Annotated in this window: 10 protein-coding genes; 2 read left to right on the top strand and 8 right to left on the bottom strand. The window is 48.5% G+C overall.

Translation table 11 applies throughout. The annotated features are described in order from the left end of the window. Nucleotides 1-57: 57 nt before the first annotated feature. The 4 genes from gpmI to L855_RS06955 form a co-directional block, all read right to left on the bottom strand. Complete coding sequence (gene gpmI / locus L855_RS06970) at nt 58-1,653, bottom strand: 2,3-bisphosphoglycerate-independent phosphoglycerate mutase (protein WP_159785971.1); 1,596 nt, start codon at nt 1,651-1,653, stop codon at nt 58-60. A gap of 139 nt (nt 1,654-1,792) precedes the next feature. Further along, nucleotides 1,793-2,701: an SbcC/MukB-like Walker B domain-containing protein gene (locus L855_RS06965; RefSeq protein WP_159785969.1), complete on the bottom strand. Its 909-nt coding sequence runs from the start codon at nt 2,699-2,701 to the stop codon at nt 1,793-1,795. Beyond that, nucleotides 2,670-2,852: a hypothetical protein gene (locus L855_RS06960; RefSeq protein WP_159785967.1), complete on the bottom strand. Its 183-nt coding sequence runs from the start codon at nt 2,850-2,852 to the stop codon at nt 2,670-2,672. The genes L855_RS06965 and L855_RS06960 overlap by 32 nt, the downstream gene beginning before the upstream one ends. Continuing rightward, nucleotides 2,821-4,950, bottom strand: coding sequence for an AAA family ATPase (locus L855_RS06955; RefSeq protein WP_159785964.1), 2,130 nt, complete (start codon nt 4,948-4,950; stop codon nt 2,821-2,823). Before L855_RS06955 ends, L855_RS06960 begins: the two co-directional genes overlap by 32 nt. A gap of 295 nt (nt 4,951-5,245) precedes the next feature. On the opposite strand from L855_RS06955, the gene L855_RS06950 reads away from it, so the two are divergent. Beyond that, nucleotides 5,246-6,535, top strand: coding sequence for an ATP-binding protein (locus tag L855_RS06950; RefSeq protein ID WP_159785961.1), 1,290 nt, complete (start codon nt 5,246-5,248; stop codon nt 6,533-6,535). 229 nt (nt 6,536-6,764) lie between these two features. After that, nucleotides 6,765-8,573: a PAS domain S-box protein gene (locus L855_RS06945; protein WP_219729885.1), complete on the top strand. Its 1,809-nt coding sequence runs from the start codon at nt 6,765-6,767 to the stop codon at nt 8,571-8,573. 31 nt (nt 8,574-8,604) lie between these two features. Here the strand turns inward: L855_RS06945 and L855_RS06940 are convergent, their stop codons facing one another. From L855_RS06940 to L855_RS06925, 4 genes are all read right to left on the bottom strand, one after another. Next, nucleotides 8,605-10,101: an alanine/glycine:cation symporter family protein gene (locus tag L855_RS06940; protein ID WP_159785955.1), complete on the bottom strand. Its 1,497-nt coding sequence runs from the start codon at nt 10,099-10,101 to the stop codon at nt 8,605-8,607. 242 nt (nt 10,102-10,343) lie between these two features. Continuing rightward, on the bottom strand, nt 10,344-12,434 hold the full coding sequence (locus L855_RS06935) for an ArnT family glycosyltransferase (RefSeq protein ID WP_159785952.1): 2,091 nt from the start codon (nt 12,432-12,434) through the stop codon (nt 10,344-10,346). A gap of 102 nt (nt 12,435-12,536) precedes the next feature. After that, nucleotides 12,537-13,631 (bottom strand): acyltransferase family protein, encoded by a 1,095-nt coding sequence (locus L855_RS06930; RefSeq protein ID WP_159785949.1) that lies wholly within the window; start codon nt 13,629-13,631, stop codon nt 12,537-12,539. Between the two features lie 780 nt (nt 13,632-14,411). Next, on the bottom strand, nt 14,412-16,553 hold the full coding sequence (locus L855_RS06925; protein ID WP_159785946.1) for an ArnT family glycosyltransferase: 2,142 nt from the start codon (nt 16,551-16,553) through the stop codon (nt 14,412-14,414). Nucleotides 16,554-16,582 lie beyond the last annotated feature (29 nt).

Raw genomic sequence — 16,582 nt, 5'->3', positions numbered from 1 at the left:
GGTCACAAAAAAGATCACAAAAAAGGTCACAGACAGCAAAGAGAACCAGAGGGGAGACTAAACGCGAACCGCAATCGGGGTTCGGTTAGGATGTACCTCATAACTGGCGGGAACCAGCATCGAGCGTCCCGTCATTTCTGGCGGTTGGGGTAACCCGAGAATCTGAAGAATCGTCGGAGCGATGTCTGCCAAACGGCCATCCTCTCGCAACACCACCTCGCCCCCATAACCGGGAACCTTAGCCCCTTCCCCTTCAATCAGAATAAAGGGAACCGGGTTGGTGGTGTGAGCAGTCCAAGGATTGCCCTTTTCATCCTTCATATATTCAGCATTCCCATGGTCCGCCGTAATCAGAGCCGTTCCCCCCACCTTACCAATACTATCAATGAGGCGGCCCAAACAGCGATCCACGGTGGTGATGGCTTCAACGGAGGCATCCATCATCCCCGTATGGCCCACCATATCCGGGTTGGCATAGTTAATCACCACCAGGGAATAGACCCGTTGCGCGATCGCCTCGACGGCCACATCAGTCACCTCCTCGGCAGACATGGCGGGGGCGCGATCGTAGGTTGCCACCATCGGCGAATTAATCAGATGGCGATCTTCTCCCTCAAAGGGGGTTTCCCGACCTCCATTAAAGAAATAGGTCACATGAGCATATTTTTCCGTCTCCGCCGTGCGGAATTGTTTTAACCCATGATCCGCAATCACCTCTCCCAGGATATTGGTCAAATTTTGCGGCTCAAAAGCCACCAAGACCGGGAAACTGGGGTCATACTGGGTAAAGGTGAGGAAGTTTAGAGGCCGATACTCCCGCTCAAAGGCCGCAAACTCGGGGTCTACCAGAGCTTGAGTCAGTTCTCGGGCCCGATCCGGGCGGAAATTATAGAAAATAACACTGTCATTGGCTTCGATCGCCCCCTCCGCCACACGAGTCGGCAGCAGAAACTCATCGGTAACTTCCTCAGCATAAGCCGCCTCAATCACCTCCTCCACCGACTGATCCACCCGAGGCGTATTCTCAGTCAGCACCCGATAGGCTTTTTCCACCCGATCCCAGCGGTGATCCCGATCCATGGCATAGTAGCGGCCACTGATCGTCACAATTTTCCCAACGCCCACCTCATCGAGATGAGCTTGAATCTTACGAATAACAGCGCTGCCGGAATGAGGATTGGTATCCCGACCATCGGTAATGGCATGAATGCAAACCTGTTCAATGCCCTCAGCCTTGGCCCACTCTACCAATCCCAGGAGATGATCCACATGGGAGTGAACTCCACCATCAGAACATAGACCAATCAGATGAAGCTTACCACCGGAGGTTTTGGTTGCTTGACCAAGCTTTTGAAGTGCTGGGTTATCGCGGATAGTACCCTCTTCAATGGCATCGGAAATCCGCACCAATTCCTGAGGGACAACCCGTCCCGAGCCTAGATTTAAATGTCCAACCTCGGAATTTCCCATTTGTCCGATGGGCAGCCCCACATCCTTACCCGATGTTCGGATCGTGGTACGGGGGTAGGCGTTCCACAGGCTGTCCATTACGGGCGTATCGGCTGCGGCAATGGAGTTATTGGTGTTTTCTTCTCGATATCCCCAGCCGTCTAGAATCACCAGCACCACCGGAGACACAGGTGCTTGACTCATAATCTTGCTGCCCTTTCGCGATAAGAATTCACTGCCATCATACCACTGAAGCTTACGCCATGGCGTCCTGAAACCACAACTTTCTAGCAAAAATCAGGGTTTTTGGTAATGGATTCATGGGAATTGCCCTCAATTCGGCTTAATGGGAGACGCAGACTTGAGACCCGGCATCGGTTTTCACCACCTCCACATGGGTTTGAAAGGCCTCTTTAAGATGGGGAATATGGGTTACCGCGAGAATACAGGCGAAATCCGGGGCGATCGCCTCAATGGCAGACACCAACCGTTCACAGCCGCGATCATCCTGAGTCCCAAACCCCTCATCAATCACCAATAACTGCAACGCCGCCCCTGAACGCTGAGCCAGGAGTTTGGCCAGGGCTAAACGAATGGCAAAGTTAATGCGAAATGCCTCGCCCCCGGAATAGGTTTCATAGGCGCGAGTTCCCCGAGCATCAGCAATATAAATATCCAGGGTATCAATGAGCTTACGGGTTTTCTTACTCCCTTTGGAGGCCCGTTGCGTCACAAATTGCACATGGAGCTGATTGGCACTCAGACGGGCTAAAAACTGATTCGCTTCCGCCTCAAGTTGGGGCAGCACCGTTTCAATAGTCAGGGCTTGGATGCCATTCTTGCCAAAGGCCTGGGTCAACTCCTGATACACCCGATGCTGTCGTTGACTGCGAGCCAACTGCTGCCGCTGTTCCTCTAAATGAGCCTGTTGAGCCTGACGATGCTGTTGTTGTTGTTGCAAGCGTCCTAACTGAGCCGAGCGGTCATTCAGCTGCGATCGCCCCTGTTCGAGTTGAGTTTGCACCTGGGCCATCTCCTGAGAACAGTCGGGACAGTCGGCCAAAGCGGCCTGGGTGGCCTGCATCTGTTGCTGCCATTGCTCTAACTCCTGCTGTCGCGTCTTGAGGCGATCGCCCAAATGGCCCAACTGCTCCTCTAAACCAGGTAACGCCTGCTGAGCATTCTCTAGCAATTGCCACTGCGATCGCCAGCCCTCCGCCTCATCGAGCTGTTGCCGTAACTGATTGAGCATTCTCTAGCAATTGCCACTGCGATCGCCAGCCCTCCGCCTCATCGAGCTGTTGCCGTAACTGACGATGAGCCTGAACATCATAATCAAGACTATCAATATAATGTTGCAAATCTCGTAGCTCACGCGCCGTTTTGATGAGCCTGAACATCATAATCAAGACTATCAATATAATGTTGCAAATCTCGTAGCTCACGCGCCGTTTCCCCCTCACTCTCCAACTCCTGTAACACTTGCTCCCTGACCTCCACAGCCCCCTGCAACTCCGGCCGTTGCTCCTGTAACTGCTGCATCTGTCGCCGGGATTGCTCCAGTTGAGCATTCTGCAAATCTGCCCAGCGGTAGCGCTCCACCGCACCCCGAGCCAGGGCCAACTCCCGCTCATCATACTGAAGTGCCGCCAACTGCTCCTCCACACTAGCCAACTCCTCGGCGATGCCTGGAGCATAGTCTTCCTCGGCGATCGCCCGAGCCAGCTCCTCACTATCGGCTCGCACCTGTTGTAACAACTCCCACTCCTCTTGAGTCGCCGCCAGTTGAGCCTGTCGTTGCCCCCGTTCTTCCCGCAGGCGATCATAATCGGCCAATTGCTGCTCCAGTTGGCGATATTCCTGACGCAACACCTGAATTTCCCGTTCCGAGATCGCAATTTGCTCTTGAATCAACCAATGCTGATGGCGTAATTCCTGATGCTGCTGCTCATGTTTCCCCACCACCAACTGCCAATGATGCTCATCCAGGGGGCGATCGCATAGAGGACAGGCAGCATCGGGATCTTGCAACAGAGCGCGTTTTTGGTCCATCTCCCCCAACCGTCGCCCATACTCCTGAAGACTGCCATGTAGGCCATCGAGAAAACTGCGGCGTTCGAGGCCTTTCTCTTTCACTCGTTTGTGATACACCCGCAATTTGTCCAACGCCTCAATCTGCTCACTCACCTGGGCCAGAGCCTGTTCCAGTTGCGGCCGTTGGGCCTGACGCTGTTCGAGTTGAGCCTGTTGCTGTTGCTGCTGCTCTAAGCGAGCTTCGAGTTGGGCCCGGATGCGATCGCGGTCCCCTTGCAGTCGTTGTTGTCGCTGTCGCAGGGGAGCGGCCTGGCTGTGGCAATGTTCCAACTCCTGTAACTGAGTTTTTGCCTGAGCCAGTTGGGCCAGTCCCGCTTGAATTTGGGGTTCTCGTTGTAAACTTTCCTGCAATTGTTCCAGTTGGCGATCGCAGGCCTGAAGTTGGGCCTGCTCCTGATGCAGTTTCTGTTGCACCTCAACCTTGCGGCGATCCAACTCCTGACGCAATTGACTCTGACGTTGACTGGCATCCTGATAGCAGCTAAACTGCTCAGTCCAGTCCCGCTCTTTCGCCGATAAGGCCTGATACTCCTTATATCCCTGTTCAATCTCAACCGCCTGCTCTAAAATAGCCCTCAGCTGGGCCTGTTGCTCCCGAAGTTGCTCCTGCTGCCGGCGATCGCGCTCATAATCCTCCTCAAGACGCTCCCCTTGAGCGGCCGCCCAGTCTAACTGATGTTGCCAACGCTGTCGTTGGGCCTGTTGGTGTTGCAACTCCTGCAAGCGGTTCGTTCGCTGAGCCTGTTGAGCCTGTAACTGAGCCACCTCCGCCTCCGCCGCTTGCAGTTCCCCCTGTAACTCTGGGCCCACCGCCAAGGTGGCCTCTAAACGGGTCACGGCCTCTTGCAAGAGTTTACTCTCGGCTTTGCCCTGATTAGCAATCTCCCGAGCCTTATCCGCAAGTTGATCATAGTGATCCAACTTCAGCAAATCCACCAGCACCTGTTTCCGCTGAGCCGCTTTCTTGACCATAAACTCATCAGCACGGCCCTGACGCAGATAGGCAGAACTCAGAAACGTATCATAATCGAGCTTAAGCTGCTCAATAATCTTGTGCTGCGTGCCCCGGAGTCCCTTGCCCGTAATCGAGCGAAATCCCTGGCCCGTCTCAATTTGAAACTCCAGGGAACTTGACTGTCCCCGGCGGTGCGATCGCTTGATGCGAAACACCTGCTCTTGAGAGCGAAAGACAAAATCAACCGAAGCCTCTTTTTGGCCAATGCGGATAATATCATCCTCTGAGTTAGCCCGGGACTTGCCCCAAACGACCCAAGAAATGGCTTCGAGTAGGGAAGACTTTCCCGCTCCATTTTCCCCACAAATACAGGCGGTATGCAAGCCACTAAAATCGAGGGTGGCTGATTGGTAGCTAAAAAAATTGTGAAGCGTCAGGTGTAAAGGAATCATAATTGACGAGGCGCCGAGTCCCTGAATTTTTCATCCAGACATGAGGCTGCCAGAGCATTTGACTGGAGGTCTCTGCGGAACGATGAGGTCGGGACAACCGTTCATTCGACTCCTATGGTAAAGCCCTAGGGGCAATCTTGGGGCTACGATGGGTCAAAAAAGTGATTCTTTTTCAACTTTTCTTGGCTACAAGCGTACTGTACACTCAAAAACAAATCTTCAGACCGGCCCTGTCTGACCTTTCTAACCACATAATCCCCAGGCCTTGGGGCCAAATCTTGTCTCAACTCGCACCATGAATCCCAATTCCGTTCGCTTTCTCCAACACCAAGCCGCCTCATTACTCCTCTATCAAGAGGTTTTGACGGGTGAGGCGGGACAGGCTTTTCTTCAACTTCTCGATACTCTCTACCGTCACGACAAACCCAGCGCCTGTGTCTACGCCTACGCCCGTTGGTTTCGGGCCTTGGTGGCTCAGGGACAGAGTTGGCAGGACTATTTGATTCAACGGCTGCTCTATGATGATAATCCCTTCACCCATCAGGCTCAGTTGCATCCCTTCTGCGACCTCAATCCTACCCTGGTGCAAGCGGCCCAAGATGACTTAAGCGCCCTACAACACCTGGCCACCTGTGGCGGCCCCACCCTCAGTCAATGGGTTCGTCAGGTGACAAAATCGGACAGTTCCTTGGTGGCAATTCCCGATCACATCGGTGAGCATCCGCTGGAATTTGGCCAAACTTGGAACGAGTCCCTCCCAGAATTAGCGGCGTTCCATCGTCAACGTGGGGCCGGAACCCTCGCTCAATATCACGTTCTCCGCTGGCATGAGTCAATGCTAGAGGGCGTCGCGGTGGCCGACCCGGTGCGCCTAGATGAGTTAGCCGGGTATGAGTCCCAAAAAGCCATCTTGGTTCAGAATACTCAGCGATTATTAGCCGGGGAGTTTGCCCTCCATGTGTTGCTCTATGGAAGTCGTGGCACTGGGAAATCCTCCCTCGTCAAAGCCTTGGTGAATGAGTATGGCGATCGCGGCTTACGACTGCTCGAAGTCATGAAATCCCAACTTTATGACCTACCCAAAATTAGTGAACGGTTACGAAATTTACCGCAAAAATTCATTTTGTTTGTTGATGACCTCTCCTTTGAAGAAGATGACGAAGCCTTTAAAGCCCTAAAAGTGGTCTTAGAAGGTAGTGTGACCGCTCGACCTCAAAACGTCGTGGTCTATGCCACATCCAACCGTCGTCATCTAATTCGTGAATTCTTTGAGGATCGCCCTCGCCCCAGTGCCGCCGACGAAATTCATAACTGGGACACCGTTGAAGAAAAACTCTCCTTTAGCGATCGCTTTGGCTTAACCCTGACCTTTGAGAGCGCAGACCAACGCCGTTATCTAGAAATTGTGCGGCATTTAGCAGGACAACGCCGTCTGGATCTCCCCCTCGAAGAGCTGGACGCCCAAGCCCTGCAATGGGCAACTCGCCATAATGGACGTTCAGGACGCACCGCCCGACAGTTTATTGAACAGCTACAACCTCAGCTCAAAACAGCACGAGCGAGCGATGATCCCTGGAACGCATAATCTTGAGGCTATCCGGACTAAATTTACATTAACTTAAGAATCTTATTAAGGAGTGAAGACCCCCTGCAATCTCTGACCAAAAATTCAAACTTGAGTTAAGATGGGGCTTAATAAAAAGCGTGTTTAACTTATAGTTTCTTTACAAATGGATGAAATTATCAACGTAGCGGGGATCGAGTACCAGGCGAGGTCTGAGCATCGCGTCAAGGCGTCCGTCCCGGCTCGCGCCATGTCTTCAAAACTGGGGTCTTCCCGGATCAATCTCATGAAATTCTTTGAGTTATCCCCGGACTTGTTGGGAGTGATTGGTTCGGATAGTCATTTCAAACATCTTTCCCCCGCCTGGGAAAGCATCTTAGGCCATAGCAACCAGGAACTAAAATCACGGCCTTGGATTGAATGGATTCATACCGATGATCTCCAGAAAACCTTGAGTCATATCAATAACTTAGTAATTGTTGGTAAAGACAAGGTCACCTTTAAGAATCGGCTGCGTTGTCGCAATGGCAAGTATCGCTGGCTGTCCTGGCAAGCCAACTACGACCCTCAAAATCATTTGATTTATACCCAAGTCTCTGATTTAGGCGAACGTCCCGGCTGTAGTATTAGTCCCAATCTCTCAGGGCAACGATTTAACAGCCCGGAAGAACATTTCCGTCTTCTGGTGGACGGGGTTAAAGATCATGCCATCTATATGCTCGATCGCCATGGACGAGTGATTAGCTGGAATTCTGGTGCAGAACGGATCAACGGCTGGGAGGCCCATGAAATTATCGGCCAATCCAGCAGCATCTTCTTCACCGTAGCAAGCCGTCAGCGAAGAGTTCCCGAGAAAGTGCTGCGAGTCGCCGCCACCTCAGGGCGAGTTGAATTTGAAAACTGGCGGATGCGGAAAGACGGCTCCTGTTTTTGGGCGAATGTTACCTTATCCGCTCTACGGGATGAACGGGGACAACTCCTTGGCTATGCCACCATTACCCGAGATGTGACCGATCGCAAACAGGAAGAGGAAGCCTTACAACAGGCCTACGATAACCTGGAAAAACGGGTCGAAGAACGCACCGCAGAACTACAGGCGGCCAATAGCCGACTACGGGAAGAAGTCCATATCCGCTCCCAAGCTGAAGAAGCCCTGCGCCAATCCCAAAAACGACTCACCCAGCAAGCTAGTCAACTCGAAGCCACCTTACGAGAGTTACGCAGCACCCAAGCACAACTGATTCATACGGAGAAAATGTCAGGCCTGGGGCAGTTGGTGGCAGGGGTGGCCCATGAAATCAATAACCCCGTTGGGTTTATCCATGGCAACTTGGAACATGCCAGTCATTATGTCCAGGACTTGCTACGGCTGATTCACTGTTATCAGGAGCATTACCCCAATCCCACCCCCAAAATTCAGGCAGAACTCGAAGACATTGACCTGGATTTTATTGTGGCAGATATGCCGAAACTCTTGGCATCAATGAATCAGGGAACGCAGCGGATTCAAGCCATCGTCCAATCATTGCGCCATTTCTCCGGCCTCAATGAGGCCCAGTACAAGCCGGTGGATCTGCATAATGCCCTAAACAGCACCCTGCGCGTCTTACAACACCGCTTACAGGGCGATGGACAGCAGCAGCCGATTCAACTCATCCGAAACTATGACCCGAATTTGACCAAGGTGGACTGTTTCCCTGGCCAGTTGAATCAAGCCTTTGCCAACGTCATTAGCAATGCGATTGATGCTTTGCAAGACTACGATAAAACTCAGGACTCGGCCGACTATCGTCCTACCCTAACCGTTGAGACTCAACATCTGGGCGATCGCGTCCGGATCACCTTCAGCGACAATGGGCCAGGTATGGATGAGTCGGTGCGATCGCGCATCTTTGATCCCTTCTTCACCACAAAGCCTGTGGGCCGAGGAACCGGCTTGGGACTCTCAACCACCTATCAAATCATTGTCGACAAACATAGGGGAAGTCTGACCTGCACTTCACAATGTCAGCAAGGGACTTCAATCGCCATAGAACTTCCCCTAAACTCGAACAGCTAGGGGACTGGTCACCCCAGTTGGGGACCGGCCCCTACTTATAAATGGGCATAACTCCCCGTTTGAGGCGGTCTAGATAGTCTCCTAAGTCCATCGCCACTTCTTTAGAGAGGATAAATCCCCCCAACATATTGGGAAAGGCCATCGTCAGCAGCATCATATCGCTGAAGTCCAGCACTGAACCGAGGTTGACCACTGCCCCCACAAACACACAGAGGACGAAAATCAACCGATAGATTTGGGTTTGTTGGTCTCCAAACAGATAGGTCCAGGCCCGCTCCCCGTAGTAACTCCAAGAAATCATCGTTGAGAAGGCAAACAGGAACACCGCCAGAGACAGCAACACGGGAAACCAGCCAATCACAGTGCCAAAGGCGGCCGCCGTTAAATCCACCCCAGTGCGGTCTAAGTCCTGATAGACTCCCGTAATCACCACCACTAAGGCCGTCATATTACAAACCACCACCGTATCAATGAACGGCTCAAGCAGTGCCACAATCCCTTCTCGCACTGGTTCCTCGGTGCGGGCCGCTGCATGGGCGATCGCCGCTGAGCCAATCCCAGCTTCGTTAGAGAACACGGCCCGCCGTACCCCTTGAATCAGAACACCAATAAAGCCCCCTTCCACGGCTTCCGGGGTAAAAGCACCTGAGATAATCGTACTGAAGGCACTGGGGACTTCCGAGATGTTGGTGAGAATAATCCATAGGGCCGCCAAGACATAAATGACACACATGGAGGGCACAATGGCAGCCGCTACGGAGCCAATCCGACGAATCCCGCCAATAATGACTAGGGCCACGAGAGTAGCCAGCAAGACTCCATACAGCCAATTGGGAATGGGGACGAAATCGGACACGGCGGAGAAGGACTGGTTAACCTGAAACATATTTCCCCCTCCTAACGATCCGCCAATACAGAGGATGGCGAATAGCACGGCTAAAATTCTACCCAAGGGTTCTAAGCCTCGTTGAGCGAGACCTTGGGAGAGATAATACATCGGGCCTCCGGCAATGCGACCATCGGCATAGACAATACGATATTTTTGGGCCAGGGTACATTCGACAAACTTACTGGTCATGCCAAACAGTCCCGCCAAGGTCATCCAAAAGACGGCTCCGGGGCCCCCCGCTTGGACGGCGATCGCCACCCCAGCAATGTTCCCTAAGCCAACGGTTGCCGAGAGGGCGGCAGACAGGGCTTGAAAGTGGGTCAGTTCACCGTCTTCGTCGGGGTCGTCATAATGACCCGCCACCACGTAAATGGCGTGTTTAAAGGCGCGGATATTGACAAAACTCATCCGCAAGGTGAAAAATACAGCCCCACCAATGAGCCAGAGAACAATCAGGGGAATTCCCCCAAGGCTAAAAAAGAGAACCTTTGCCATGGCATCAACAAGACCGCTGAAGACCTGGTCTATCAGTTCTAAAATGTTGCCTGAGCCGTTTAGAGATTCGTCCGCCACTTCCTGGGCGATCGCCGCTGTGGGCAATGCCAGTAAGAGCATAAAGAGTAACCAACGTTGTTTCATCTTGGGATATCCCGAATAATGCCACTAAATCTGAATTGGAGTTCACTCTACCAAATCTTCTGAATATTCGGTGTCTTGTCCCCTAGATGGTGACCCATTCATTGACCCCCAGTATGGGTCAGGTTATGGGTCAGGTTATGGATGTTAATCTCTATAGGTCGTTGATATTTTGAATCATCACTCGGGTACATAACGATGGATTAACGCAATGGATTGAAGTGGGGGCGATCGCCTCTCCTGAATTAATCCTCGGATGGTAGCATTTCAAACAGTCCAATCGTCTTGGGTATGCTGGTTCCCATATCCACCAGGGCCTCATCCGCCGACAACAGGGGAGAAGAGAGGCTTATGGCAATTTCATAATCCCCTGCCGGTAAGGTCACGGGAAAGGATAAAAACTGAAGATCACGAATCGTTTTCCCAGTTTCAATGGCATCATCTCCTAAAAACCCCTGGAGAATGACTCGGGGAATTGCCATGAGTAGGGTATTATCCTGTTGAATACTGAGGGTAAATGTGGTCTGAGAGGGAATCGCCTCTAGAATATCCCAATACAGAGTCAGTTCCAGGGGATCTCCTGGCGTTAAGCTGTCAGAGGTGAGTGTATACCCCCGTAATGTTAATCCGTCAGCTTCAATCGCTTCCTCTGGGGTGATGATCGTCTGCATCTCTTCAGGCCGGGCGATCGGTCCTGGGTAAATTGTGGCATAGTCAACGCCATTGAGTTGCACAACATGTAATGGCTCTTGACGTGAGAAATACTCAAATACTTCCTGATTTGGGATTTCTCGTTGAACTTGGTTGATATAGAAAACCAAGAAATTGGCATTCCGTAACCAACGCTGTGTTAATCCTCCCCGAAAACCTCTGGGAATTTCTAACGCCTCTCCTATGAGATAAGGACCTAAGACACTTCGATACCGACTCGCCGCTACTAATTCATTGAGATTAACTTGTTGATTTAGCCAATCAGCAGCTAAATCTAACGCTTCACCATTCCCCATCATCAAGACAAATCGAGCTGTTCTAGCCCCTCTAACTAGAGGATTATAGTAGCTAATGTAGTAAGGAAAAACGGGGTAGAGAGTTAATCCTTTCACTAGGATAATCAGGACAATCAGGACAGACGCTCTTCGCTCAGTGAACCTCAGGATATGAGATATAGGTTGGGGTGATTTAGACCTTAAGAACTGGGTTGCTGTTTGTAGGATAAATCGCCAGGCGATCGCCGCATTGATGGCCAGAAAAGGAATAATAGGCAAAATATAGCGATCAAGCTTATTACCAGGAACTGACAAAACCAATAAAAAAGAGAGCACTAAAATCAGATTGACGATGAGCTGTTTTTGATAAATTCCTTCGTCTCGCCAAGAGGACAATAAGCTCATGAGTAATGACAAAAGTGAGCCGATGACTAAGATTGGGGACAAGCGATAGAGGAGGACTACCGGATAAAAGAGAGCATTAACTTCACGGGTAGAGCGTCCTAAGAAAAACAAAGATCCACGTTGTGTTTCATCCCTCAAATCTTCTACCAATCTCGCTATGGTCTCTATAGGGGCGACCCACATTGCTGGCCAAATCACAATAAACGTGATAAGAATACAGAGACTCCAAATTCCTACATCTTTGAATTGGTTAGCTAGACCTTTTTTAAGGAAAAGAGGCTTAACGCAATTGAGTTCTGTGAGGAGGGCGATCGCCAATAAACCTGGAAATACCAGTAAGCTGGTCGTCTTCGTTGCGATCGCCAATCCCATCGTCACACCGGACGCAATTAAGTATAATTGTCCAGATGTCATTCGCCAATGGAGAAACAAGGCTAAAACACTAACCAACATAAACCCTGTTTGTAGCGAATCGGTAATCACGAGGCGTTGATACCCTAGAAAAAAGGGTTCTAACGCTAAAATGGAGACAGTGATGAGCGCCAGCTTTAGAGTCAAAACTCGTGATAAAAGCCAAGTTGATACACTAATTAAACCAGACGTGATGATGGCTTGAATCCAGCGCGTAATCACGTAAGTTTCAAGAGGAGCAAAGTTCTGAGATCTCAAGAGACTGGCACAAGTTCTCAGAGAGTCTGAATCTAGGTTAATACGGGGTGGATAAAAATTTTCGACCAGACAGCCTAACGTCATCCCTAAGCCATTTACCCACATGGTAGGAACTCCAGGGTGATGTTGAAAATACGTGTCAGATAAATTTCCGGAGAAGAGTTGACCAACAAAGTTCAAACCCCGAAATAACCAAAGATTTTCATCGACATTGATAGGAACCTCCACAGCAATAACCCGAGTCGCAAACGAAACGATGAAAACGACAATAACCACTAATGAGGTTGGATTTATTCTTGGGATATTTCTGACAGAAGAACGATGAAACATGGCTATTTACAATGATATATTATGTTTGAATGTAATACAATCTGTTTTCTAATTAGAGTTCAGGAATTGAGTAGCATAAGGTTTTATGACATTAACATCCAAGCGAGTTAAAACGTCTGATACAACTAATAGGGCTAGGGTTGCGATTGGAAACAGCAACGTTCTGGTTGGTGTTGAATCAAAACCAAAGGCTATCACGACTCCATAAATGAGTCCATAAATAGGTCGATGAAACAAATAAACAGAATAGGAAATTTTTGATAAATAGTTTATTGGTTTTTCACCTGTAACAGTTTTACTGAAAGCTCCCGTTATTCTAAAAACAAAGGCAATAATCAAGAGTGACCAGACCAAGCAATAGCCATAATGGAGAAAACTATCCCAACTTAAACGTACCGAAGAACCCAGATTTATATTCTCGCGCCCAACCATGGGAATATAGGCGATCGCCGCCAGTCCTAAGAAGATACTGAGCCAAGTGGATTTAGCTTTAACCCAAACTAAATGCGGGTCAAAGGTTGCTACAGTAACTCCCAAAAGGAAGGTAGGATAGTGTAATAGAATACGAACGTCACCTAAATTTATTGAGGAAGACTGTATGACTAGCTTTAAAAGAATTGCACTCAACCACAAGACCCCGTTAATACCGATAAATTTTCTAAAGTTAAATTTACAAGTCCAACTAAACAGTAAGTAATAGGGGATTAATGCACCAATATACCAAAGGGTGATCATTTCAGAAACCTTTGGTATAAAAAACAGTTGTAGTGCCAATAAATGAGCTAAAGTCGTTGCCAAAAGAGGCTTGAAATTCAGATCATGGAAAATATCAAAGTAGTGAAACTGAACCACAAAAATAATGATAGCCAACCAGTATAACGGTAGAATGCGTATGAGGCGTTTTTTGATAAAACCAAACCACTGAAAATCAGAACCCTGATTGACATGAGACCGCTGCATTAAAAATCCCGATAAACAGAAAAAGATTCCGAGTCCAACGGTTCCTGGATGTTGAATAAACCAATCAAAACGAGGTGACCAGCCTAAATAGGGGGTGGAATGGGAATAGAGGATAAGACCAATACCAATGACTCGAAGTAAATTTAGTTCAAAAATTGTCGGTTTAGATGCTGGATCTGCCATAAGTGTGGGGTTAGATCTCATCTAGCCAATGACCTGAATCATGAAACTGAAGCAGGTATCGACTATCCTTGATCTTTAGAGTTCCTTTCCAAGATGCTTGCAATTTTTGAGAATGTCAAGAGAGGGGTTCTATTAAATAACAGATTATGAGAAACAAGACCAAATCCGTTAAGCCTTTTGATGTCTGGGTTATATGAGGTGAATTTGTCCTGGTTTTTGTGGCAATCGTTAATTAATTTGCTTGACCGCCAGTTATACAGAATCCAATTCAAACTACTTCTGTACAATGGTTAAGACATACTCTTAGGATAAGCCCATGCCAAAAAAAGCGACATTAGCCCCTCATCTGAGCATAGAGCAACTCAAAGACAAGTACCGCAAGAGGGTGATGGTGTCGAAAGTCGAAGATGGCATCTGTTATGGAAGGTGGGCTTAGGATGGACAATAAAGAACAGTAGCGTGGCGGTCGATTTGAGCTATCGCTACGCCCGAACAATAGTAAAGCGATGATTCAACCAGCCAAACGGCTATCTAAGTTAGTAGATGAGCCACTAGTCAATCGGTGTTTTGATACCATTGAAAACTTGGAAGATGTTCTTGAGCAACGTTGTTGTGTTCTCAGCGACCAGATGTAAGAAGGGATTCGCACTTTGATGAATTATCACTGGCTAGAGTATGCTTGGCAGTTTAGGCTCTTTCACACCCAGATTCCGTATCATTCGGGTACATAGCGATGGATTAACGCAATGAATTGAAGTGGGGGCGATCGCCTCTCCTAAATTAATCCTCAGATGGTAGCATTTTAAACAGTCCAATCGTCTTAGGTATGCTGGTTCCCATATCCACCAGGGCCTCATCCGCCGACAACAGGGGAGAAGAGAGGCTTATGGCAATTTCATAATCCCCCGCCGGTAAGGTCACGGGAAAGGATAAAAACTGAAGATCACGAATCGTTTTCCCAGCTTCAATGGCATCATCTCCTAAAAACCCCTGGAGAATGACTCGGGGAATTGCCATGAGTAGGGTATTATCCTGTTGAATACTGAGGGTAAATGTGGTCTGAGAGGGAATCGCCTCTAGAATATCCCAATACAGAGTCAGTTCCAGGGGATCTCCTGGCGTTAGGCTGTCAGAGGTGAGTGTATACCCCCGTAATGTTAATCCGTCAGCTTCAATCGCTTCCTCTGGGGTGATGATCGTCTGCATCTCTTCAGGCCGGGCGATCGGTCCTGGGTAAATTGTGGCATAGTCAACGCCATTTAGGTGTACGATATGCACAGGCTCTTGACGTATAAAATACTCAACAACTTCCGGTTTAGTAAGAAACTGTCGCTGAATTTGATTGACGTAAAATATCACAAAATTGGCATTTCGTAACCAACGCTGCGTCCAGGAGCTTCCAAAATTACGAGAAACGTCTAACACTTGACCATGAACATAAGGAGCTAATGCAAATCGGTAAGGACTTGCAACCACTAAATCTTCGGAATTGGTTTGACGATTTAGCCAATTTCCTGCTAGATCTAACCCTTCACCCTGCCCCCTCATGATGACATATTCTGCTATTCTTGGGCCTCCGAGCAAGGGGTTATAGTAACTAATGTAATAGGGTAAAAAGGGATAAACCGTAATCATTTGAAGTCCTAGAATAAATAGAATTAAAACATTAAATACCAACCCATTGTTTTGAGGTGTTTTCGAAAGTATTTTGGGGTAGCGGCGATTTAGATATTGCTTGAGTCGTTTGAGGACAATGAAGCTCGCGATCGCAGCATTAAGAGCGAGGAAGGGGACAATGGGTAAAATATAGCGATCAAACTTGTTTCCAGGAAGTGTAATCATCCAAATAAATGATAGAAGTAAAATAAAATTGGCAACCAAGTATTTTTGATAAATAATCTGGGGTCGCCAAGCCGTTACACTAGCAATCAGAACAGAGGTAAAGCTACTCAGTAGCAACAGCGGCGATAGGCGATAAAGCATGACGACAGGATAAAATAAAGTATTGATCCAATCCCGATCTCGATATTGCCCCAAAAAGAAAGGGCCTCCCTGTTGAGTTTCTTGTCGTAAGTCCCTAATCAAGCTGCTTATTGTTTGCCAGGGGGCAACCCACATGGCTGGCCAAATTAGAATAAAGGTTGCAATAATACAAAAAGTCCAAATCCCAATATCCTTGGCTTGTTCAGAGATGCCTTTTTGGCGCAAGATTGGCTGAAAATACTGGAGTTCCATTAAGACGGCGATCGCCATCAAGCCTGGAAATAAAAGGATTGTCGTGGTTTTGGTTGCGATCGCCATCCCCATAGCCACGCCGGAGAGGATTAAATAGGATTTCCCTGACGCTAGCCGCCAATGTAGAAACAAGGCTAAAACACTGACTAAAATAAACCCACATTGCAATGAATCGGTAATTAGTAAGCGTTGATATGCCAGAAAAAAGGGTTCTAGAGCTAAAATTGCAATCCAAATAATTGCAATTTTTAGGTTAACTAAGCGAGCCACCAGCCAAGATGATAACGTGATCAACGCTGATGTAAACACCCCTTGAATAATACGAGTGAGAACATAAGAGTCAATCGAAACAAAATTCTGTTCTCGAAATAGGTAAATACAATGTCTAACCGACTCTGGATTAAGATTTAAATGAAGGGGAAACCAACGCTCAACCACACAGCCCAGGGTGATACCAAAACCATTAATCCACATGGTTGGTACTCCCGGATGATGTTGATAATAGGTCTCCCGAAATTTCTCTAAATCCCCAGATAAGACTTGAGCGAAAAACCCACTTCCCCGAATAAACCAACGGTTTTCGTCAACATTAATGGGAACCTGAGAGAAAAAAACTCGGGACAAAAAGCAAATTACAAAGACAAGAACCAGAAAAATCGTTGGCTTAGAGTATTTCGAGATTACCATAATTCAGAAAACCGTTCACTCTTAACCAT

The organism is Sodalinema gerasimenkoae IPPAS B-353 (assembly GCF_009846485.1).
GTDB lineage: Bacteria > Cyanobacteriota > Cyanobacteriia > Cyanobacteriales > Geitlerinemataceae > Sodalinema > Sodalinema gerasimenkoae.
Note: the sequence above shows the minus strand (reverse complement) of the source record. Positions and strands in the feature narration are given on the sequence as shown.

Excerpts from the sequence above, each read along its gene's own strand:
- L855_RS06960 (WP_159785967.1), bottom strand. The coding sequence starts at position 2,852 with ATGATGTTCAGGCTCATCAAAACGGCGCGTGAGCTACGAGATTTGCAA.
- L855_RS06930 (WP_159785949.1), bottom strand. The coding sequence starts at position 13,631 with ATGGCAGATCCAGCATCTAAACCGACAATTTTTGAACTAAATTTACTT.
- L855_RS06955 (WP_159785964.1), bottom strand. The coding sequence starts at position 4,950 with ATGATTCCTTTACACCTGACGCTTCACAATTTTTTTAGCTACCAATCA.
- L855_RS06965 (WP_159785969.1), bottom strand. The coding sequence starts at position 2,701 with ATGCTCAATCAGTTACGGCAACAGCTCGATGAGGCGGAGGGCTGGCGA.
- gpmI (WP_159785971.1), bottom strand. The coding sequence starts at position 1,653 with ATGAGTCAAGCACCTGTGTCTCCGGTGGTGCTGGTGATTCTAGACGGC.
- L855_RS06925 (WP_159785946.1), bottom strand. The coding sequence starts at position 16,553 with ATGGTAATCTCGAAATACTCTAAGCCAACGATTTTTCTGGTTCTTGTC.
- L855_RS06950 (WP_159785961.1), top strand. The coding sequence starts at position 5,246 with ATGAATCCCAATTCCGTTCGCTTTCTCCAACACCAAGCCGCCTCATTA.
- L855_RS06940 (WP_159785955.1), bottom strand. The coding sequence starts at position 10,101 with ATGAAACAACGTTGGTTACTCTTTATGCTCTTACTGGCATTGCCCACA.
- L855_RS06945 (WP_219729885.1), top strand. The coding sequence starts at position 6,765 with ATGTCTTCAAAACTGGGGTCTTCCCGGATCAATCTCATGAAATTCTTT.